Origin of the sequence: Paenibacillus taichungensis (assembly GCF_050994985.1) — a bacterium.
GTDB classification, from domain to species: domain Bacteria; phylum Bacillota; class Bacilli; order Paenibacillales; family Paenibacillaceae; genus Paenibacillus; species Paenibacillus taichungensis.
In genome coordinates, this window is the sequence record NZ_CP194720.1 from 2944655 (window position 1) to 2965431 (window position 20777).

Consider the following 20777-nt stretch of genomic DNA (forward strand, 5'->3'; position numbering starts at 1 on the left):
TTATTTGGCATATCTCGCATCCTTATCACCTGCATTCATCGTATACCTTACCTGCATAATAATGTTCTGTTCATGATCTCCGAACTCATTGCCAAACAGGTTCATGCCTCCCTGATGCCTAGCATCCGGATGAATTCCAATGCGTAATCTTAACTTGTGTTTATCCTCAAGATGAAGATCTGACAGGGACACATCCGAAATTTTCTCCTTGTCTAGCATGGTCATGTTGTCGTCCACACGCCATTTTTTGAGAATGCCGTATTGTGTGGAACCATCTGACCACCATGCCGGATTCAGTTTACCTCGGCGGTCGCCCAAATCTCCGGGACTAGTCCACATCCCGATCTCAGTGCCATTCACCCAAACAGAAATATCCGAGGGCCAATCATTGTTATACGTTGCTACTTCAGAACAGATTTCCATGGACAATTCCAAAGATTCAATCGTTGCACCTTGCGGAATATCCATTGGAAGCAAATATTCAAGATAACCTTTTGCCAGCCAAATGATCTGAGCATCAATATGTTTAGGATGATAGAAGCTTGCCGGGTCGTCTTCCTTCAGAATCATCTCCTCCGTGCTCGCCATACCGCATGTTGGCGCAACTTCACAGTCGCTGTAATGCCCTATCGGCATCTGAACTTCATAGACATTCGTATCCCGTGCGGGAAAAGAACTCACTCGATCCAGGGCAATATGAATATCATCATAATTACGGCTGCAAACTTTCATGGCCCCACGAGAGGCTGGGAGCATTTCCGTATGTATTAAATTGGCCGCCTCCAGCACTTTAATATGGTTGGCTACCGTTGACACGGGCAGGTTAAGTGCTTCGGCAATTTCGATTATGTTTAATTTGTTGGCATTAAGAAGCTGGAGAATGTCAATCCGGGAACGAGTCGACAAGGCGTGGGTTACAGTTACCAGTTTTTCCGGGTCGTTAAAGCTAAGTTCCAGCACGTATTTGCTCTCCTTTGGAAAATATTAATTAAAATAATTCTACTTAATAACAGGAATAAACACAATGTCGCTATGCTCCATCCTGCTTTCGGAGGAATACATCTGAGAACATTTTCCACGTAATCTTTCCTATAACGAAGGCAATGAATAGAAGTAATCTGCATTTCTTGTGAAAGGAAGTGTTATACGTGATAAGTGAACTCAATAGCTGGATCAGGCATATTGCTTCTAACTATATATTGATTATTACGGCAGCTGTTATTTTCTTCGCGATTAAGGCTGTGATCGGATTCTACACGTACAAACACTACAACAAACAATTGGATCATCTGCACCATAAAGTTGATCTTCTCATCAAGGAACAGCAGCTTTTAGCTCAGCAGTTCTCCTTTCCTAACGAAAACAGAGACATGATGCACAAAGAAGACCACTTCGAGTCTTCATCGCAACCTCCTCTAATGTGATCTTCTCTTCTCATATAATATTGTATAGTTACTGTTGTATGACCCTCTCTACTCTGTTACGTAAACATCTCAGAAAAAACTTGAACGATATACAAGCCGTAGATCAGATGTTGGTACACATCCAATCTACGGCTTTTGTTATTTGGACTGTATGATTTTAATCTTTATCCTAGTGCACAATTTTCACAGGCAAGTACGTCAGGGACTGGCCTGGAGCCGAGACGGTAAGGTTGTTTTCCAACTCAAATGACTCAACTGATTCGATGAAGTGTACTTTTTCTACAAATGCAGTCAAAGCAACGCTTAATTCCATTCTTGCCAGTGGAGCACCTAGACAGAAATGCGGACCATTCCCAAAGGTAAGGTGTTTTTTGTTATTGGGACGGTGAATGTTCAAATCGAATGGATTTTCAAATATTGTTTCATCCATATTCGCCGCACTCATCCAGCTAATAACGACATCCCCTTTTTTCAATTCTACACCCAAGAGATTATTATCTTTCTTAACGGTCCGATGTCGCTTGGCATTATGGAAGCGATAACGAAGCATCTCTTCCACCGCAAGTGGGATCAACTCAGGGTTCTCTCGTAATTGAACATACAAGTTGGGGTCATCATAGAGAAAAGAATAAAATGTACTGGAAACCATGTGACTAGTGGTTTCGATACCAGCCCCCAGCAAAAGCATCGTGGTTCGAACAACCTCATCGTCGGAAAATTTCTCGCCGTCCACATCCACTTTCAACAGGTCTGTAATGATATCGTCGCCAGGCTGAGACCGTTTCTGAACGACAATGGGATAAAGGAACTGATAATACTCCTGTGCCGCGACTTGCTTTTTCAGTTCCATTTCCTCTGCATTTTCTCTATTGGCGGGTTGAAACAGAATATCTACCCAGCTTTTGAAGCGGTGGCTGTCCTTCAGCGGTATGCCCAGCAAATCAGCCATAACCATGGAAGGCAATGGTGCTGCCAGAGCTTGCACGATGTCAACCGTTGTATTGAGTTCGATATCCTCCACCAGTTGCTTGGCAATGTTCCGAATACGCGGCTCCCAGTTTTTTAAACTGCGGGGGGTAAAAGCAGCAGAAAGCAACGAACGGCTTTTTTGATGACGCGGTGGATCTATGCTTGAAATATTCATTTTGTCCGGCGGTGTGCCTTCCTTGCTTTTCGCCCCAACAGAAATGGTTGTTCTTGTTCCTTCGGATGAAAAATATTCATGATTGCTTAGTACCTGCTTGACATCGTCATATCTGAATACATTCCAGGTATCCGTATCCTCATGATAGTAAACAGGTTTTTCCGACAACATTTTCCGAAACCAGTGAAGTGGAAAAAACTCTTCCGATCTGGACTGGAAATTGGTTATATCGTGAACTCGAATCACTTCTTTGTACATCCAAACACCGCCTTAAAACTATTTTTATCCAGTGCAAAGAGGGATTTCTTCCATGTCTCTGATAATCATGCCACGGCGTCACTCCAGGTCTTCGTTTCCTTTTCATTCCTCCTTTGGTTGGCACATGAATTGACAGTTCAGCGCACAACCATTTTATACTAACCGTATATTATTTGGAATGAAACTTTTGAACTATATTCATATTCTGGATATTTTAAGGTGTATTTTTATACTAATAGTTCATTTATGACGAAAATTAAGTTCTTAACGGTTATAATACAGGATTACAGATAGGTAAGCATGAACATGTCTAAACCTAATACGTGGACCATATGGTTTACTATGGTATGCTTGAACACTAGACTCATTGTTTGCACATCGGGGTTTCTTTCGGGAGGGATAAAGTGAATTGGATACGTCCATTGAATAGCGGAGAATCTGTCTTTAAAGTTAAAAATAATCGCATTATCTACTTTGCAAAATTATCTATTCCACTAAATGCCCTTATCGCAGTTGGGAAAATACTTTTAGGGATTTTTACCCTCTCCTTCTTTTTATGCATTAACGCTTTTTATAATATCGGCATTGCTGTTGCCAAGTATCACGCAGCAAAAGCACATGAGGACTCGAATCTTGATGATTCCAGCCCGGAGGAAATCCTAAAAAAACAATACGCTGCATACCGATTTATAGGCAATATTGTGCTCGCTTCTAGTGCGGTGTACATCATTTATTGCAGTAAGTTATTATTTGTTACAGGCAGTAGAACACATTATCCTCACTATGTCGCCTTCATCATAGCTGCAGTCACTTTTACCGAAATCGCGGTTTCTCTAGGGGGCGCCATTATGGCGAGACGGAATAATGAACCGGTCATTGAAGCCATCAAACTGACGAACTTCTCTTCATCATTGATCTCACTTTCATTAACACAAACTGCGATCATGTCATTTTCATACAAAGGAGATCCCACCTTTTACAATGGACTGTCTGGCATTATTTTTGGTGCTCTGGCAGCACTCATCGGGCTGTATATGATATTACGAACTCCGACAGGAGCGTAGGCCGTTAAATTCTTAAAAAACATCTGCGTAAGTTGATTCTGACTTTAGCTGGATGTTTTTTTGTTATATCAAGTCATTGTAAGAATAAGCACGAATTAAAGAGAACTGTTTGGCTAGAAAATGCGGTGCATAAGGCATATCATTGCGAAGCCAGGATACAATGGTCCCAATCAGGGCTGAGGAACTGTACCAGATGGCGATCTCCTTATGAATACCTGCTTGTTCAAGTGTGCTTCCCAACTCTAAACTTTCGATCTTGGCTGAAACAAGTTTCGTTAGCAATTTCAATAGTCTCTCCGTAAAAATGGGGGTTCTTCTTGACGCGAGAACGACGCGATAGAATTTGGAGTGGTCAGCAAAGTGTTCAAGCAATTTCACTAGAACTGGCCAACCATCATCTTTGGCAGCATCTTCAAATTGAGGAGCATGTTCGTCCACAATCCGTTCAATGTGCTCAATCATCTCATCCGCCATTTTCTCCATCATGTCTGTGATATCCCGATAATGCAGATAGAAGGTCACGCGGTTGATCGTCGCTCGTTCTGCAATCCGATTGACGGATAGTTTCTCGATGTCCATTTCCTGCAATAGATCTACAAAAGCATCACGAATCAACTGTCTTGTACGAAGTATACGAGGATCTGTAGCAGACTTTTTTTCGTTCTTCATGCAAAATCACTCCTCAAATTTTAAAAATTACAATTTTAAATGATCAGTCGTTTATTTCCGAATTAGACGACATATTTTATTTTTTCGTAAAATAAGCAACGAAAATACCCAAAATCGTAAATTGTAATCTCCGGGAATATGTATATAATTCAATAAATACAATGTAAACTATACAACACGTTGTAAATTTAGTCACGTGTGGATTGAAAGGATGGAATGGATTGAGTCAGGCTAGATTAAAAGAAAGAGATGACGTAAAAAAGGGCCCCATACTGTTTGTTATGATTTTGGGTGCATTTCTTGCCACATTGAATCAAACCGTTATGAGCGTGGCAACTCCGGAGCTGATGGGGGATTTTAATATCTCAGCAGCAACAGCCCAATGGTTTACGACAGGCTACATGCTGGTGAATGGTGTACTCATTCCTGTCACGGCCTATTTCATGCAACGCTTTTCGACACGGCAATTATTTCAAGCTTCGATGTTTATTTTCCTCATCGGTACGATTATATCTGCCCTTGCGAGTAATTTCGGTACATTGTTGACAGGACGTATGGTTCAAGCAGCTGGTGCTGGTATTATCATGCCATTGTTGATGCATGTCATTCTAACCCTGTTCTCTCCTGAGAAAAGGGGAGCAGCGATGGGTATGGTCGGTTTTGCCATCATTTTCGCTCCAGCGATTGGGCCAACCCTTGCTGGATATATTCTTGAGAACTACACATGGCAAACGATGTTTTACGGAATGATCCCACTAACCGTTATTGTTATTGGTTTTGCGTTTGTATATCTCAAAAATGTATCGGAACGAATCAAACTCAAGTTCGACACACTCAGCGTGTTGCTGTCCACAATTGGATTTGGTGCATTGCTGTATGGCTTCAGTCGGGCGGGAAGTCTGGGATGGTCAAGCGCAGAAGTCATCATATGCCTTGCAGCAGGAGTAATTGCTCTTGGACTGTTCACATGGAGACAGCTCGCGTCTACAAATCCGCTACTCGATCTGCGTGCTTTCAAGTATAATATGTTCTCACTGACCACGGTCATTAATATCGCGATCACGATGATCATGTATGCTGATATGATGTTGCTTCCTTTATACCTCCAAAATGCACGGGGTTACACGGCATTGGAGTCCGGATTATTGTTGCTTCCAGGGGCGCTTGTCATGGGCTTCCTGATGCCAATAACAGGTAGATTGTTTGACCGGTTTGGCGCAAAATGGCTGGCAATTATCGGGATGGTTATCACGATTGTAACCACTATTGGTTTCATCGATCTAACCGATTCTACAAGTTATACTTACCTTGTCTTAATGTCAACAGGTCGCCGAATTGGTATGGCCTTGCTCATGATGCCTATCCAAACGGCAGGTTTGAATCAACTGCCTCCAAGACTTGGGCCGCATGGTACAGCGATATCCAACACCGTCAGACAAGTAGCTGGCGCTGTGGGTACTTCATTGCTCGTAAGTGTAATGACTAGTCGCACAACGGCACATGTACAGGACATGGTGGCAACGGGTGCAGCCAAAGGTTTAACCCAGCAACAGTTGGGAATGGAATCCATGATCCAGGGAATTAATGATGCTTATGTTGTCATTATCGGCATTGCCGTTCTCGGATTGCTACTTTCCTTCTTCATCAAACGTACCAAACAAGCGACGGAGGAAGACTCCAAGCAGCCTGTAAGACAAAAAGTCTCGATGAATACAAATTAAGAACAACATTTACATGAATTACATCATGTAGAGCCTATGTATCTTATATAAAAAGCGGCAGATCAGGACCCTAAGCTTTACGTCCAATCTGCCGCTTTTTTGTGTATTACTAATGAACAAAAGCCTCTGCACTTCAGTGAGAACCGCTGCGCTAACGTGTTCTATTTCGTTTTCTCCATCGGAACCTGCCTGATTTGTTCAAGATATAAGCCGCAGTCTTTGACAATTCTGCTAGCTTCGCAATTCATAGAAGACGATTCAAATTCCGTTTGAAACGCCTGCAGCGTTACTTCCAACATGGAAATATTGATCTCTTTCTGCTCGACTAAAGCAAGCAGTCCTTTGGTCAGTTCTTTCGCTTTAATAGACACTTCCGAGTGGAGAATAGAATGATTGAATTTTTGAAGACCTTCAATCAGATTGTTTTTATCCACCGCAATTTCTTTGGAATCAGGAGCAATCACCAACAGACTTGGAAAATCAACAATATGCTCTTGCCTTTCCAGCATGGAACGAAGCAAAATTTCAATGTAGTTCAGGATTTTGGGCACAAGATGGTTCCAATTCGGTTGGGCAAGATGGAAGTTTCTCCACATATTCGAGATTTGATGGATCATGCCAAAACCAAAAATAGCCCCTTCATAAGCAAAGGGTTTTAATTCTTCACCAAATACCTGTACCAGTCGTTCAGATAACCAATTTAACTGCATACGAGTCAAGTTCTCTAGATTGCATTCTCCAGAGTAGAAGCCTGTCCAGAATAGCTCCACAACAAGCTTTTTTCCGGCAAAATCATCGGCACCATAATTTGATCTACCAGTAAGTCAAAATCGGATGCATAGCTTTGGCTCTCCAAATCTTTGCGAATCATCATATCTTCCTGTACACGCTGCTCCAGAATGGCAAGAATACAATCATCCTTGGAACCAAAGAATTTATAAAATGTTCCTTTGGACACACCTGACTCGTCTAGGATCATCTGTATGGAGGTGTTGGTTACTCCATGTTTCTCAAAGAGCACAAGTGCTGAGTCCAATAACATTTGTTTCCGTTTATTCATAAGTTCCCCCTGGATGATTTAGGTGGTTCACGTTACGGTATTCAACAATCTACTGCAAATCCACTGCAAACATCACATGTTCCTTCCAACTTCCCTTGATTTTAATATTCTGGCGGTCCGTTTCCTGGAAGCCCGCTTTACGCAACACTCGAATTGATCCGGCATTGTCGGGAAGTGCACCTGCCTCCACTCGTTTTATTCCCGCTTCATTCATAGCAAAATCCAGTGCTAGCCGAAGGGCATCGCTCATGTATCCCTTGCCATTCTGCACTTGATCTAGCACATAACCAACAATCCATTTGGCTGTGGAATCCAGTTCAAGTTCGAACAGAGAAATCTCTCCAATGAGCTCATGTGTATTGTTCAGGAAGATTCCAAAAGAGTAACGTTTCCCTTCTTCCCTGGCCTTGTTCCAACCTTCGAGAAGTGCAACTTGACCCTCCAGTGTATAAAACGTCTCCGATCGTTCACTTGCCGATATCTCTTCGAAAACAGCCCGGTTACGGAACTGCAAATCCAGCAATGTCGGCGCGTCCTCCACGTTCAAAAATCGCAAATAGATACGTTCCTCACGATTGTCCATCTGTATGTTCATCCTTATCTCTGGTTGTAGTAGATTGCATTCATCACAAGTACGAGAGTTGCCGTTTATACGACATATCCCAGAACAGATATTCAAATTCAACACTTCTTCTGAATATGTCTTCTAAGGCCTCCAGCTCCAGCTCGGTTTTATGTTCACATAATGCATCCAGTGTATCATAGAACCATTCGAATGAGTCGCGGAAGTCATCACTTGCATAATTTTCGATCCAGGTCTGATAGAAATTGCCCTCTAATGAATCTCGATATTGTTCTTTTAATCTTGTAGCATAGTCGTAATACGTCCACGCACAAGGGAAAATGACGGCCATGATTTCGGCAACCCCACCTGTTTGTGCAACACTCATCATATTCGACGTATACGCCTTGTTGTATAGAGAGGGTTTGACAGCATGATTTTCATCCAGCGCAATCCCAAATTCATTCATATACTTTCGATGCAAATCCATTTCTTCGTACAGAATAGCATGTTGAATCACCGTAAAGTTCGTCATCAGTTTTTCATCTGTCGCCTTCACCGCACCCATGGCAAAAATCTTCGCATATTCAATCAGATATGTATAGTCCTGAAGAAGATAAAACTTAAACGCTTCCCGATCCAGTGTGCCTTTCCCCATTTCGTGTAAAAAAGGATGGTTGTATCCATCTTCCCATACGGTTCTGGACTTATCTTTTAACGTTCTTGAAAATGACATGATCATTTCTCCTTTTATTAAAATTATAATGTCCCCGCTTCATATCCAGCTATCGCGTTCTGTCCTCCAAAATGCAGACCAAAAAGCCCTTGTCCTATTTTCGGCAAGGGCAAAATAACATGAGTACATGTTATTTGCTCCCTACGTCAGTATTAACTAACAGGTTCAAAGGGTCAGGTTTTAACCTTCTCAACTGCGAACAGTCCCCCTGCAAATAGCTCAGGCTTATTACAACATGTGTTTTTCCAAATGTCAATCCATTCCTATTAATCTTCAAGTTCCCCTAAATCTTCTTGCAAGTCTTTAAGTCGGGTCCGGATATCTTTAATCATACTTTGCAATTTGTTTAACTCATCGACCCATTTTTCCTCATTAGAGACGTTCGTTGCTGAAGTTGAATGATACCCGGGAGACGTTCTTAACTGATCTAAATCCGATTCGTATGCCCGCCGCTTTTCCTCAGCTTTTGCCAATTCCTCCTCTGCGATGGCAATCTGATGCTCCAGATAGATGATGTCTGAGGAGTAGCCGTGAGTTAAGCGCTGTGAATACGTCATAGTTCACCTCAATTCTGATCATCCATTGCTTTTTCAAGGTCATATGGCTGAATATCGATATCCAAATTCATACCCAAAGCCAATTTGGCCAGTTGACTGCCAATAAAAGGCCCCATCGTTAGCCCAGACGCTCCAAGCCCGTTAGCTGCGATCAAGCCATTCCAACCTGGAACAGCACCCATTACCGGAAGAAAACCTGGTGTAAATGGACGAAATCCTACTCTTACTTCCTGAAACGTGCTATCAGCTAAACCGGGAGCCAGTTCCAATCCTTTATTCAAAATTTCCTGCATTCCGCCTGCAGTTACTCTTGTATCGTATCCTTCAATATCATTTTCGTGAGTCGCTCCGATCACAATCTTCTGTTGATCAAAGGCTAACAGATATTGATCCGAAGGAGGCATGACTACAGGCCAGTTCTCAGTGTCCTTTCGATCGTGAACCTGTAAGTGCATAATTTGCGCCTTCTGATAATGAACCTTAAAATCAATGCCCAAGGGCTTCAACAGTTCATTAGCCCAAGCGCCGGCACACACGATAACCTCGTCAGCCGATATGACTTTACCGTCCACAACCACTCCAGTCACTCGGTCCGATTCATATTGAAGTGTCGCGTCCCCATGAATCAGGACCGCTCCATTTCGTTGAGCCGATCGGATTAAGGCATCACGAAGTGCACGTCCATCGATACGCGCAGCACCACTGATGTAGACGGACTGAAAGCTCCCCTCCAGAAGAGGAAAACGCTCATGAGTTTCTTTTGCATCTAGACGGGTAATATCGGCAATCTCCGGTGCATCTTCTTTACGAAGGTGTGCCCTCTCCTGCATCTTGTTGATTTTGTCCACATCCGTATGAATACTAAGAGCACCCACTTGAGCGTAACCCGTTTCTGTTTCCCCTTCACTCTTGAGTTCTTCAATCAAGCTGGGATAAAAACGTGCACCCGCTTTGGCAAGCTGATACCAATCCTGATTACGGCGCTGAGATAACCAGGGACAGATGATCCCGGCAGCAGCATCCGTAGCCTGCCCTCGATCTTTCCGGTCTATAAGAAGAACTTCCGCACCCCGTTTAGCCAATTGATACGCTGTGGAAGCCCCAAGAATTCCTGAGCCTACGACGATGACTTTCTTCATGACTGCATCCCTTTCCTAAATCACTGTAACCATTATAACGCATACTGCTTGGTCTGATAATGGCAAGGCATCGACATTATGATACGTGTTCCTAAAAGGTTTTCGATAAAATGTTATTTATGTAATATAATTCAAATCAGGTTTCTTTTAACGCTGTATCCACGCCATTTACGCACACGACCTTTAACGAAATGAGGAATAACACAACGATGCCGAAACCTAGTATGGGGAATTCACTGGATCCCGATATGCCGCTTATGATTACAGGTCAAAATCAGCTGACCGTAGACGAATTAATGAATTGGAACGGCCATTCACGGGATTACAGTATTGTGCAGTGTATCGGGGGAACAGGGAAAATCGCAGCCCAAAATCATGAGTTTTCAATTCGGGAAGGAATAGCTCTTATTATGTTTCCGGAGGTAACATATCGTTACGACAATCTGAGTAATTCATTGTTGTTCGATTGTCTGTCCTTTAATGGCTATTTATTGCCCCGGTTTCTGCATACCTTGCAGATCGGGGAGCTGCGCGCCTTCAAGCCAGATGGAATGCTTCATATCCTGTTGCATGAAATAACGTTGGCGCTACAGTCCCGGCACAAGGATCAGATCTGGCACGTATCCGCATTGCTGTACATGCTTCTGGTCAGGTTAACGATTGATGGTGATCGTTATGGCGCTTATGAACGCTCGGATGCCCGATTAAAGCTGGGCGGACTGGTTACTTTTATCAAGCAAAATTATGATCAGGACATCTCGCTCTCCATGTTGGCTCAGCAAATGGACGTCACCGAACAGCATTTAAATCGGATATTCAAAAAGGAATTCCAAATGACTCCGCTTGATTATCTGACACGATATCGGTTATTGAAAGCCAAGGAAATGCTCGTCCATGACGCTGGGATAACGGCCCACGAAATTGCTCGGGCTGTCGGTTTCAACAGCGCCAGTTATTTTGGATCCGTTTTCAAAAAATATGAAGGAATCTCTCCTATTGAGTTACGCAAGCAATACCAGGGTTAAAGAATTTCCATCGTGATCTCTGCCAGCGAGGTTAACCGCAGATCATACTTCGAGAATTCCAGATTACGCGTTACCTCGTTAGGCACAATGACACAGCGAATCCCCGCGGCTTTGGCTGCCTTCAGTCCATTCGGCGAGTCTTCAAACACAACCGCTTCGGATGCTCCAATCCCGAGACTCTCCAGGGCAAGCAGATACAATTCCGGGTCCGGTTTGACCCGCTTGACGTCCTCAGCTGTATGAATAACATCGAATAGTTCGAAAATGCCGAGTGTACGTAAATAACCATGAACCCAATCCCGGGTAGAGCTGGAAGCAACGGCAAGTTGAATTCCCTTTTTACGGGCAGACAGGAGCAACTCATGCACGCCTGGAAGAATTGCTGCCTGTCCAAGGTATGCTTCGTATTTCTGTTCAGAAAGCAGCTTGATATGATCGTGATCGATCGGTTTTTGCAGCGCTTGCTCCAGATATAGAAAAGGATGAAATTCTTCAAACGATGTCCCTACATTTTTCGACCAAAGCTCCAGCCCAAGTTCAAGTCCATGCTCTTTATAAATATCGCGAAAAGCATAGAACCAAGGTGTCTCCGTGTCCACAATCAGTCCATCAAAATCCAAAATAAAAGCTTTTACCATTCCGCTTTTCTCCCTCCAATGATCAACCGATTGGCAGGGAGATGGGCTTAGAAGCGTGCAGTCACATCCGGACGGGTAAGATTCATCGATAAAAAGTGACAGGTGCATCCCGTTCCAGCTGGTGACTGTCCAACAACTCCAGCCCGAATCTCCCCCTCTATCGGCATGCCGAAATATCTAATTAATTTCCACTCCACCCCATCGGGTGAATAAAAGAATGAAATGCAGTCTTCCACTTTGCGTATGCGCAGATAAGGATTGGTTACGGGAACTTCAACCGAATTGCAATCATCGGATGAACCTTCCTTCGTTACTACCGACACAATGGTAGCTGCTTTTCCATCATACTCAAAACAAAGCTTGCACCAGTTTCGCTCATCTGCCATCACCATCAAACATCCGGAATCATACTGATGTTTCATGTCCACGGTTAGCTGGGTCGTCATTTCAAAATCGTTAGGCACCGGCATCGAAAGAAATGGCGCGGTTGCACGGATGTGTTTACCCGCTGGGTCCTGGAAAAAGTCCGTATCAGCCTGAGCTTCTACAATTAGAACTCCTTGATCGGTATAAGACCAGGTCTTCGGCTCATTAATCCAGTTCATTTGGTTTCTTGTTTCTGTTGCAAATACGTTTGTCATTTCTATGCCTCCCAGGTTCATTTTCTGTATTATATATTCGTTTCATATACAGAAAACCCCTTCTCCTACATATTTTTGTAAGTACTGATTGCCTGGGAGTGTTTCTGGGGATCAGGGAGGAATAACATGATGACCATGAGTATGATATATAGTACAAGAATGACACTGAATAACAGCACGGGATTATAGTGATACAGCAGCCCTGTCAGGTAACCTGATGGAATCGCTGTTAACGTCATGACGGTCTGCACTGCCGAGAACATATCCGCTTTTTCATGTGTACCCAATCGGTTCATAAGCAGTGAGTCCCGATACGTTTGCAAGATGAAATTGCCTGCCGCCAGTACAATTAGAGTCAGAAATAACATGGCTATATTCCCCACAGGTATTAACAGAAAAAGTATTGCCCCCACTGTACTCAAAATGATCGAGAAACTGACATACTTTTCTTCTGAACGCCGTTTCAGACGCGGGATAATGACTAAATACAAGAGCATGACGGTTACAGCGGTGACAACCGGGATAAATGAAATAATCTGATCATTGAATTTTAACTGTTCCTTGAAAAAAATCACCTGAAAAAAGTTCAACTGCAGGATCAAATTGGAAAGCACCGTGATGAGAATAATCGGTAAAAGCCTCCGTTTGTAGAACGATTTGCCGAAAAGTCGCAGACTGGAAGCAAGACTCTGAATCACCCGGGTTTGGCTATGCATTCCCATAAGTTCCTTCCCTACTGTGGTCTCATCCGTATATCGGTTGCGAATGAAGAACATTACGGTCATGAGAATACCACCGACAAAATAAATACTGGCTAGTGTTGGCACGATGCCAAAATCGGCAATCACTACCCCGGCGATCGGTGTCAGTACTCCAGCACCAGTAATGATCATGTTGAGAATGGCGAATACCTTGGATCGCTTGTGTTCCTCAACATCCTCAATAATTAGACAGTTGAAGGAAACCGTCACAAATTTGGAGGTTGCATTCAGCAAGTAAGCGATCAGAAACAACCAAAAGTTCTGGGAGAAAGCCCAGATGAACATGGGAACACTCCAGGCAATCAAATCAAAAATCAGTGTTGTTCGCTTGCGACCCAGCTTATTCGTGATTGAACCCGCAAATAACTGAAATATAAAGGCAAAATAAAGATTCACCGAATTGATCAAACCAATTTCAATATCAGAAAGTCCGGCTTCCTTCATATATAAGGGAGCATAAAAAAGAACAATCGTGCCCGGAATGGCCCATACCGGTTCAAGTAAGATGGAGTACCGCGGATTTCTCGGCAAATCCTGTAGCAGCTTCAATCGATATCTCCCCCTTTTCTGCGGTGTTTCACCGCTGCGAATTCCTGCTTTTCACAGCGGCAAAACCGCTAATTCTACATGCTTACAAGATCAGAGCTGTTTTAACCGAATTCATGGGCAATTTCTCTCCGGTACGCAGATGATACCCGATTGTCCCATTGAATGCCTGTTCATAATCACTCAGCAGTTCCGTAGAGGTAACCATTTGCTCCAGTTCCGGAATACTTTGTGCAAATTTCAATGCTGTACTGATCATCGAGTGATTAGCTACCGCACCAATGATACTAATACCATCATTAATTACGGTAGTTGATTTGAACGTCACCTCATAGCTGTCGTCATAACCCATAGGAATGATCTTGCCTCCTTTGGCAATCATCTCAAATCCCACATGAAGCTGGTTACCAACCGCGTCCACTACAATATCAAACTTCTTGTTATTATTGATCTCGTATACTTTATCGAGCGTCAGTTCCTGAGGATAGAACACATGATCCGCGATCTCTGAAGCGAACTCTTTGCGGAATGGATCAACTTCCGTGCCTACAGTAAGCCTTGCCAATCGTTTGCTCACAAGCTGACACAGAGAACCGATTGCACCAGAACCGAGGACCAGTACAGAGTCACTTGGCTTAGTCCCTGCTTTCATCAACGTCTGAAGTACACATCCCAGTGGTTCGATCATCATGGCCGTTTCCCAGCTCATGGAATCCGGGATGGCATAGATATACTTTTCGTCCCCAACAAAATATTCAGCAAAGGTTCCGTGTGTCGTCATCCCTACTTGATAGTCATCAAAATTCTCGCAGTAGATGAACAGTCCTTCGCGGCAATAGGAGCAGGTACCGCAAGATTGCGTGGGATCAACCAATACCCGATCACCTACCTTGAAACCGCGCACTTCGTCGCCAATCTCAATCACTGTACCTACACCTTCATGACCAATAATCGTTCCTTTATTCGCCGGCACTTTGCCTTTGACAATATTCAGGTCTGTACCGCAGATGCCTGAACCATAGATTTTAATTTTTACCTGGTTTGGCTTTTGTATGGTTGGCTCCTCAATATCCTGGTAAGTCACCTGTTTAAGATCCTGATATACGAGTGCTTTCATTGAATATTCCTCCTAGTCGATGTTTTATATAAGTTGAAATAAAGATTTTACACAATCCACTCCGATGACAGAACAAGCTTCCAATCGCTGTTATCCCCAGATTTTTTAATTCCTTTTTTTAAAGGGGGAAATCCGGGTATAAAGGCGACCGCTCCGCTTTTTCAGGTTTATTCTGTCCTCTCCGTTCACGTGTAAATGATAGTTCAACTAATATAATTTGAATAAAATTTTAAACGTTTTCGTAAATCTCAATTCGAAAAGTGTTCCTGTTTCAGAACTTCTTTCCAGTCGGATAGTGTCTGCAAAAGAGCTTCTTCCACCCACAATAATTCTTCCCGGGTATGAGCATCAGAGAAAATAAAGTACCCTTTGGTGAATATTCCGAAGTGGGCCATTCGTTTGACCATAAACTCTCGGAAAGGATCGGTATGAAAGTTTTCCTCCGAAATAGAGCTAATGGAGAAACTCGCATAGGTACCCTTCAGCACCAATTGATCGGTTAATCCAAGAAGTACGAGTTCAGCTTCAATCAGATCCATAATCCGAATAGTAGCCTCGCGCCAGCTAGGCCATACTTTAGCGCTTTTCATCAATCTCTCACATGCAATCGCTGCCGCGAGTGCAGTAGTCTCGCTGGAATGGGCGTTGCTGAATCTGACCTGTCCTGATAATGACATCAGATGTTCTGGTCCTATTACGGCTGCGAGTGGCAGTCCATTCGCCATGCCTTTGGAAATGCAGAGCAGATCCGGCCAGATATCATACTCCCCAGCTGTAGCTTGCTTGCCCATTCGAATACCGGAGGTGACTTCATCAAATATGACAATGATATCCAATGACCGACATAGGGATACAACTTGCGCCAACGGCTCACGTTTCCATTCATTTGGACAAAGAACAATGCAGGCGATATCCTCGGGAGAGGATTGGATTTGGGCCTCGATACGCTCTGGTGAGGGCTTATCTATCCAGATTGTTGTGCGTTCGATATCCACGGGGATGCCTCGTTCTTTCGTTTCGCGGCCATAGTACCCATAGGCAGACCAGTCATGCCACCCATGATAGGCCGTCGCGATGACCCTGCTTTTGCCACTTCCCGCACGAGCCAGACGTACGGCTCCACTGACTGCATCGGCGCCACTTTTGGTGAATCGCAATGAGGGGTAGCGGCCCTCAAACCGTTCCAAAATCAATTCAGCGCATTCAAGTTCAATGTCAGCAGGAATCGAATAACTTGTCCCTTTTTTCAGCTGATGGATGACGGTCAGTTGAACTTCATGCCGTGCATGTCCCCATGGCGCCGTACCCATGGCCATCTCACAGTCCAACCATTCATTTCCATCGATATCTATAAAACGGGAATTGCGTGCCTCTGCGCAGCATACGGGTGTATATCCCGGAAATAATCGTTCTGGTGCTTTCGCTAACGTACTGCATCCGCTCGGAATAACCTTTTCGACATGTTCCAACCACTCCAGATTCCGTGTAAACCTTACGGCACGATCAAGCGTGCTCTCTTTTGATTTCACCTTTGGTTCCTCCCTGTTTACATGGTTTGTGAGCTAGCGAACTTTGGAGCCTGGCCAGCAGCCATCATATATGCGATCCATGGTGATAACATTGCCATACAGATCAATAATCAGATCTTTAGCCCGATGAGCATGTCTCATCTCGATCCAGTAACGGTTTTCCAACAACCGGGCGAAATTGTCCACCAGAAACAATAATCGGTTCTCGCTATGAATCAGCTCCTTGCCCAGAACCTGCGGCAGCCAGATAGCTCCATTAGAGTTAAAGCGGTTGGAATAGTCACGTACCTCAGCAACAAGTGCAATGTCAGCTTCCTCCAGCTTGGTCCAGAACGTATCCGCGTCACTGCGAACTTCTGCAAGATCAATGCCAACGATCGGCAGATGCTGATATTCACTCTGGCTATCCAGCTGTTCTTTCAGATGACCGAATACGAATGGCCAAACATCGGCCTCAATTTCCCCACCCCACTTTTTCCAGAAACGTGCCAGATTGTTTTTACGGTTGAAGTTGCGATGAATGCCACTGCTCCGTTCCCAGTGATAGGCGAGAATATTCGGATTAATGACCGTATCATATCCGGCTGCCCGTGCTCGCATCTGATAATCAAAATCCTCATATCCGTTAAAGAACTTCTCATCCAGCTCGCCTACCGTTTCATACACTTCCCTCTTCATGCCGAACATGGCGAATACGACAAGCTGAACTGAAAATGTTTCCTTCGGAATGTCTTCAGGCGAAGCGTTCAGAAATAAGTGGCGACCAATTGTATCGGCAAATGCAATACCACAATGCTGCACACCTCCCGTTTGCGGATAGAGCAGAACACCGCCAATCATACCGATCGTAATGTCGCTGTCCATCGTCTCTTTCATCATGGATTGCCAGTTCGGTTGAAGGATCGTATCGGAATCCAGGAAGAAAATATAATCTCCCTCTGCTCGCCGAAGCGCGCTATTGATTGATACGGCACAACCAAGTGGAAAATCATGCTGAAGAATTTCAATCGTTACACCTTCTCTAACCTCTTGTTTCAGTTTCTCCAAATGCTGTAAGACAGCAGAACCGGAACCATCGTTGATAAAAATGATTTGAGTGGATGGGCTTACGGTCCGTAACAATGAGTCCGTGAACAGGTTCAAAATGTTATAGTCCTGGTTAACTGGCACAATAATGGTGTAAAGCATGGAATCCCTCCTGTGGATATGATGGAATGCGTGCAAAAGCGAGTTGAAACGGTATCGCGTTCAGTGCAGATTATCGACCTCCTTGTCGCAAATTAACTGTCTTAATTTGGTAATGATTTGAATCTACTAGAAATTTATATCATTTTTTGTAAGTTTAAAATCTTAAATTCTGAACTCTGTTAAAATATGAATATGTACCGAAAAGAAAATATGCGCCTTTCAAGAATCGCTGATAGCTCTCCACGCAAAAAAACACCTCCAAAGTGAGTCCGTATCCAATGACACGACCGACTCCACAATGGGGTGTTATATTGCATTTATTATATGCTGTTATAAGGTAGCGGCTAATTATCTGGCCCTAAAGCCATGATAAAACGTATCCACAACTAGCGAAGCTGCTGATTTACGAGCAATGTCACCACTTACAACCTGCTGCCACGTCAGAAACAAGATGGAATACAGCACATCTACAATCCAGTTTTTATTGACATCCTGACGAAAGTAATTCTTTTGCTGCAACATGCTAACCGCATGCAGTATAGGTTCTCTCAGCTTCAAATCTGCTCCCTCAATCTCAGGATTATAGTGAATAGCTGCATCATGGGTAAGGAAAAATATTTTATCCCCTAACGGAATGAGCACTTCAATCAGTTCCGGAATATACGTTTCACAGTTTTCCTCATCCAGATGAATGTTTTGCATGGCCTCACTGACCACCTCGATCGCACGCAAGCCCAGATAAACCATTAATTGTTCGCGACTCTCCACGTATCGATGCAGGGTTGCAATACCAATTTTCGCAGATTCTGCGATATCATTCATGGATGCATTGGGTTTTTCAATCAGCAGTTTAGTCGCTTCGTCCAGGATGGAATTAAGTCTCGCTTGCTTCATCGATGTCATTTCTTTTTTCAACGGGTTTACACCTCTTGGGGAATATATTCAATAAATTGATTCAATGAACCATCATTTGATTGGCTGTGACTATAAAATTATAGCATAGTTGCTCACAATTCCGATGTCTGAACACGTAACAAGCATTACCTATGATTGGTTATGTATTGCAAAGATAGATGTAATGATTAAAAGCCGCCAAGCGGCGGCTCTTAGAATGTATATCTTTTATCTTTCCCTTTTGCTTATAGCTCGATAATTCTTGTTGCAATATTTGCGCAAAACTCACTGTCATGCTCTACAAACAGAAGGGTTGGGGAGTACTCCAGCAGCAAGTCTTCTATTTGCATACGAGAAATGACATCCACAAAGTTGAGGGGTTCATCCCAAATGTGCAAATGAGCTTGCTCACTGAGACTTTTAGCAATCAGCACCTTCTTTTTTTGGCCTGCACTATACGTTGAGATATCCTTCTCCAATTGCAGCCTGGAAAAATCAAGCTTTCTTAGTATCGATTTAAACAGGCTTTCATCGATTCCCTGCGTGTCAGCATAATCCGATAATTGGCCGCCGAGATCTGACGTGTCCTGGGACACATACGAGATCTTAAGTTGGTGATCCTTTCGAAATTGACCTGTATAAGGGATATCCTCACCACAAATCAGTTTAAGGATGCTTGATTTCCCCGATCCGTTTTTACCATAAAGTGCAATACGATCCCCTTTTTCAACTGTGAAACTCACGTCCTTACATACCGTATTGGAGCCGTATGCAATCGACACATGTTCCAATTCAACAAGTTCTTTTTTGTGAAAATCCAGTTGATGAATCTGTAGACGTTCTGCACTCTCAATATTTTTCAGAAGTTTGGACTTTTCTTGGATGGCGGATTGCTGCCTCTGCTCAATATTTTTGGAACGTTTCATCATTTTGGCAGCCTTGTGTCCAATATAGCCTTTATCCACCTTTGAACCGGAATTTCTCGTACCATTTTTGGTTCTTTCCACTTCATGCGACCATCCACCCGTCCGTTTGGCAGAATCGGATAAACGTTTGATGTCCTTTATTAACTTCTCATTACTTGCAAGTTCAAACTGATCTTGCCTTTGTTTATTTTCCCACCAAGCGGAGAAGTTCCCTCTCTGAATCTCAATGTTATTTTTATTGATGGACAGGATGTGGTCTACGCTATTATCCAAAAAAGATCGATCATGTGACACCAGAATAAATCCACTTTTGCTGCGAAGATAATTACTGACGAGTTTTCTGGCATGAATGTCGAGATGATTGGTAGGTTCATCGATGAGCAAAAACCGATTATCCTTCAGGAACAAGGCAGCCAGCATCACCTTCGTTTGTTCTCCGTTAGACAAGGAATCAAAAGGCCGATACAGAATATCTTCCGAAACTTTTAACAGGTTAAGCTCTCGAACAAGCTGCCAGTGTAAATATTCAGGATAAACCTCTTCAATGACATCGAGGGTCATAGCTCCTTTATTCTGAACCTGAAAAGGAAAGTACTCAAAGCTAACATTCGCAGAAATAGTTCCGCTGTATTCATATTTACCAAGCAGCAGATTGAGGAATGTCGTTTTGCCTCTGCCGTTCCTTCCGGTAAAGCCCAATTTCCAATCGGAGTCTAGCTGAAAACTTACATTTTCAAATATATTATCGTAACTGCCATCATAGGCAAAGGTTAGGTTGCTAACGTTAATTAAAGACATAAAGATCATCCTTTTTATGTGAAATATAAAAGTTAACCGACGTGAAATTTACCACGACATGGTCCCTCACTTTATATTTGAACATAATCAGAATTTCAATCCGTTCTTGCATAATGACATATCCCTCGTGTCAGAGTGATTAGAATATCCTCAAATGAAAAAACGCAAAAAAGCCCCATTCACCGGTGCTTTTTTGCGTTACATCAACCTGACTATGATAAAGAGACTTGGCGTTCAAAAAATTAACACCAAGATAATCTATGCATAGGAGGATAAAGTGCCGGATTCTGATTAGTTATGTTGTGAACCATGTCAGTGTTCATGTTCGTTGACAGGTTCACATAAACATCTACAACCTCTAATTCAGTCATCGCTCTATC

Annotated in this window: 21 protein-coding genes and 1 riboswitch; of the genes, 4 read left to right on the forward strand and 17 right to left on the reverse strand. The window is 43.3% G+C overall.

The genetic code is table 11. The features are described from left to right. Entirely contained in the window at window positions 1–960 is a 960-nt protein-coding gene (locus ACR1R9_RS13135; RefSeq protein WP_076288391.1) for an ArsR/SmtB family transcription factor, read from the reverse strand. 188 nt (window positions 961–1148) lie between these two features. On the opposite strand from ACR1R9_RS13135, the gene ACR1R9_RS13140 reads away from it, so the two are divergent. Then, window positions 1149–1424, forward strand: a complete 276-nt coding sequence (locus ACR1R9_RS13140; RefSeq protein ID WP_326064335.1) for a hypothetical protein — start codon at window positions 1149–1151, stop codon at window positions 1422–1424. A 169-nt stretch (window positions 1425–1593) separates the two neighbouring features. Here the strand turns inward: ACR1R9_RS13140 and ACR1R9_RS13145 are convergent, their stop codons facing one another. Next, a complete protein-coding gene (locus ACR1R9_RS13145) occupies window positions 1594–2826 on the reverse strand; it encodes a cytochrome P450 (RefSeq protein WP_433923474.1) in 1233 nt (410 codons plus the stop codon). A gap of 404 nt (window positions 2827–3230) precedes the next feature. On the opposite strand from ACR1R9_RS13145, the gene ACR1R9_RS13150 reads away from it, so the two are divergent. Beyond that, on the forward strand, window positions 3231–3890 hold the full coding sequence (locus tag ACR1R9_RS13150) for a hypothetical protein (protein ID WP_099854363.1): 660 nt from the start codon (window positions 3231–3233) through the stop codon (window positions 3888–3890). 63 nt (window positions 3891–3953) lie between these two features. Here the strand turns inward: ACR1R9_RS13150 and ACR1R9_RS13155 are convergent, their stop codons facing one another. Further along, window positions 3954–4559, reverse strand: a complete 606-nt coding sequence (locus ACR1R9_RS13155; RefSeq protein ID WP_099854365.1) for a TetR/AcrR family transcriptional regulator — start codon at window positions 4557–4559, stop codon at window positions 3954–3956. A gap of 281 nt (window positions 4560–4840) precedes the next feature. Between ACR1R9_RS13155 and ACR1R9_RS13160 the strand changes: the two genes are divergently transcribed. Further along, a complete protein-coding gene (locus ACR1R9_RS13160) occupies window positions 4841–6280 on the forward strand; it encodes a DHA2 family efflux MFS transporter permease subunit (RefSeq protein ID WP_099854619.1) in 1440 nt (479 codons plus the stop codon). A gap of 161 nt (window positions 6281–6441) precedes the next feature. Here the strand turns inward: ACR1R9_RS13160 and ACR1R9_RS13165 are convergent, their stop codons facing one another. From ACR1R9_RS13165 to ACR1R9_RS13190, 6 genes are all read right to left on the reverse strand, one after another. Continuing rightward, window positions 6442–6990 carry a hypothetical protein gene (locus tag ACR1R9_RS13165; RefSeq protein ID WP_433948948.1) on the reverse strand — a complete coding sequence of 183 codons (549 nt, stop codon included), beginning with the start codon at window positions 6988–6990 and terminating at the stop codon, window positions 6442–6444. Window positions 6991–7004: 14 nt separating this feature from the next. Continuing rightward, window positions 7005–7340, reverse strand: coding sequence for a TetR/AcrR family transcriptional regulator (locus ACR1R9_RS13170; RefSeq protein ID WP_433948947.1), 336 nt, complete (start codon window positions 7338–7340; stop codon window positions 7005–7007). A gap of 49 nt (window positions 7341–7389) precedes the next feature. Next, window positions 7390–7923, reverse strand: a complete 534-nt coding sequence (locus tag ACR1R9_RS13175) for a GNAT family N-acetyltransferase (RefSeq protein ID WP_099854369.1) — start codon at window positions 7921–7923, stop codon at window positions 7390–7392. Window positions 7924–7966: 43 nt separating this feature from the next. Next, window positions 7967–8638 (reverse strand): thiaminase II, encoded by a 672-nt coding sequence (gene tenA, locus ACR1R9_RS13180; RefSeq protein WP_433923472.1) that lies wholly within the window; start codon window positions 8636–8638, stop codon window positions 7967–7969. Window positions 8639–8759: 121 nt separating this feature from the next. Then, window positions 8760–8858, reverse strand: a riboswitch (TPP riboswitch). Window positions 8859–8904: 46 nt separating this feature from the next. Next, on the reverse strand, window positions 8905–9195 hold the full coding sequence (locus ACR1R9_RS13185) for a hypothetical protein (RefSeq protein ID WP_433923471.1): 291 nt from the start codon (window positions 9193–9195) through the stop codon (window positions 8905–8907). A gap of 8 nt (window positions 9196–9203) precedes the next feature. Further along, window positions 9204–10334 (reverse strand): NAD(P)/FAD-dependent oxidoreductase, encoded by a 1131-nt coding sequence (locus ACR1R9_RS13190; protein WP_433923470.1) that lies wholly within the window; start codon window positions 10332–10334, stop codon window positions 9204–9206. 224 nt (window positions 10335–10558) lie between these two features. Between ACR1R9_RS13190 and ACR1R9_RS13195 the strand changes: the two genes are divergently transcribed. Then, complete coding sequence (locus tag ACR1R9_RS13195; RefSeq protein WP_433923469.1) at window positions 10559–11359, forward strand: AraC family transcriptional regulator; 801 nt, start codon at window positions 10559–10561, stop codon at window positions 11357–11359. Here ACR1R9_RS13195 and ACR1R9_RS13200 read toward each other — a convergent pair. The 8 genes from ACR1R9_RS13200 to ACR1R9_RS13235 form a co-directional block, all read right to left on the reverse strand. Further along, window positions 11356–11997: an HAD family hydrolase gene (locus ACR1R9_RS13200; RefSeq protein WP_076288380.1), complete on the reverse strand. Its 642-nt coding sequence runs from the start codon at window positions 11995–11997 to the stop codon at window positions 11356–11358. The genes ACR1R9_RS13195 and ACR1R9_RS13200 overlap by 4 nt on opposite strands. Before the next feature lie 47 nt (window positions 11998–12044). Next, complete coding sequence (locus tag ACR1R9_RS13205; RefSeq protein ID WP_433923468.1) at window positions 12045–12638, reverse strand: DUF1349 domain-containing protein; 594 nt, start codon at window positions 12636–12638, stop codon at window positions 12045–12047. Between the two features lie 65 nt (window positions 12639–12703). Further along, entirely contained in the window at window positions 12704–13948 is a 1245-nt protein-coding gene (locus ACR1R9_RS13210; RefSeq protein ID WP_433923467.1) for an MFS transporter, read from the reverse strand. Between the two features lie 82 nt (window positions 13949–14030). Further along, window positions 14031–15062 carry a zinc-dependent alcohol dehydrogenase gene (locus ACR1R9_RS13215; protein WP_433948946.1) on the reverse strand — a complete coding sequence of 344 codons (1032 nt, stop codon included), beginning with the start codon at window positions 15060–15062 and terminating at the stop codon, window positions 14031–14033. Between the two features lie 248 nt (window positions 15063–15310). Next, on the reverse strand, window positions 15311–16591 hold the full coding sequence (locus ACR1R9_RS13220; protein WP_433923466.1) for an aminotransferase class III-fold pyridoxal phosphate-dependent enzyme: 1281 nt from the start codon (window positions 16589–16591) through the stop codon (window positions 15311–15313). A gap of 33 nt (window positions 16592–16624) precedes the next feature. After that, on the reverse strand, window positions 16625–17779 hold the full coding sequence (locus tag ACR1R9_RS13225) for a glycosyltransferase family 2 protein (protein WP_433923465.1): 1155 nt from the start codon (window positions 17777–17779) through the stop codon (window positions 16625–16627). A gap of 348 nt (window positions 17780–18127) precedes the next feature. Beyond that, complete coding sequence (locus ACR1R9_RS13230) at window positions 18128–18694, reverse strand: TetR/AcrR family transcriptional regulator (RefSeq protein WP_433923464.1); 567 nt, start codon at window positions 18692–18694, stop codon at window positions 18128–18130. 224 nt (window positions 18695–18918) lie between these two features. Then, entirely contained in the window at window positions 18919–20397 is a 1479-nt protein-coding gene (locus ACR1R9_RS13235) for an Lsa family ABC-F type ribosomal protection protein (RefSeq protein WP_099854390.1), read from the reverse strand. Window positions 20398–20777: the final 380 nt, after the last annotated feature.

Coding starts and splice junctions, on each gene's coding strand:
- ACR1R9_RS13145 (WP_433923474.1), bottom strand. CDS start 2,826: ATGTACAAAGAAGTGATTCGAGTTCACGATATAACCAATTTCCAGTCC.
- ACR1R9_RS13155 (WP_099854365.1), bottom strand. CDS start 4,559: ATGAAGAACGAAAAAAAGTCTGCTACAGATCCTCGTATACTTCGTACA.
- ACR1R9_RS13160 (WP_099854619.1), top strand. CDS start 4,841: ATGATTTTGGGTGCATTTCTTGCCACATTGAATCAAACCGTTATGAGC.
- ACR1R9_RS13165 (WP_433948948.1), bottom strand. CDS start 6,990: ATGCAGTTAAATTGGTTATCTGAACGACTGGTACAGGTATTTGGTGAA.
- ACR1R9_RS13170 (WP_433948947.1), bottom strand. CDS start 7,340: ATGAATAAACGGAAACAAATGTTATTGGACTCAGCACTTGTGCTCTTT.
- ACR1R9_RS13175 (WP_099854369.1), bottom strand. CDS start 7,923: ATGGACAATCGTGAGGAACGTATCTATTTGCGATTTTTGAACGTGGAG.
- tenA (WP_433923472.1), bottom strand. CDS start 8,638: ATGTCATTTTCAAGAACGTTAAAAGATAAGTCCAGAACCGTATGGGAA.
- ACR1R9_RS13185 (WP_433923471.1), bottom strand. CDS start 9,195: ATGACGTATTCACAGCGCTTAACTCACGGCTACTCCTCAGACATCATC.
- ACR1R9_RS13190 (WP_433923470.1), bottom strand. CDS start 10,334: ATGAAGAAAGTCATCGTCGTAGGCTCAGGAATTCTTGGGGCTTCCACA.
- ACR1R9_RS13195 (WP_433923469.1), top strand. CDS start 10,559: ATGGGGAATTCACTGGATCCCGATATGCCGCTTATGATTACAGGTCAA.
- ACR1R9_RS13200 (WP_076288380.1), bottom strand. CDS start 11,997: ATGGTAAAAGCTTTTATTTTGGATTTTGATGGACTGATTGTGGACACG.
- ACR1R9_RS13205 (WP_433923468.1), bottom strand. CDS start 12,638: ATGACAAACGTATTTGCAACAGAAACAAGAAACCAAATGAACTGGATT.
- ACR1R9_RS13215 (WP_433948946.1), bottom strand. CDS start 15,062: ATGAAAGCACTCGTATATCAGGATCTTAAACAGGTGACTTACCAGGAT.
- ACR1R9_RS13225 (WP_433923465.1), bottom strand. CDS start 17,779: ATGCTTTACACCATTATTGTGCCAGTTAACCAGGACTATAACATTTTG.
- ACR1R9_RS13235 (WP_099854390.1), bottom strand. CDS start 20,397: ATGTCTTTAATTAACGTTAGCAACCTAACCTTTGCCTATGATGGCAGT.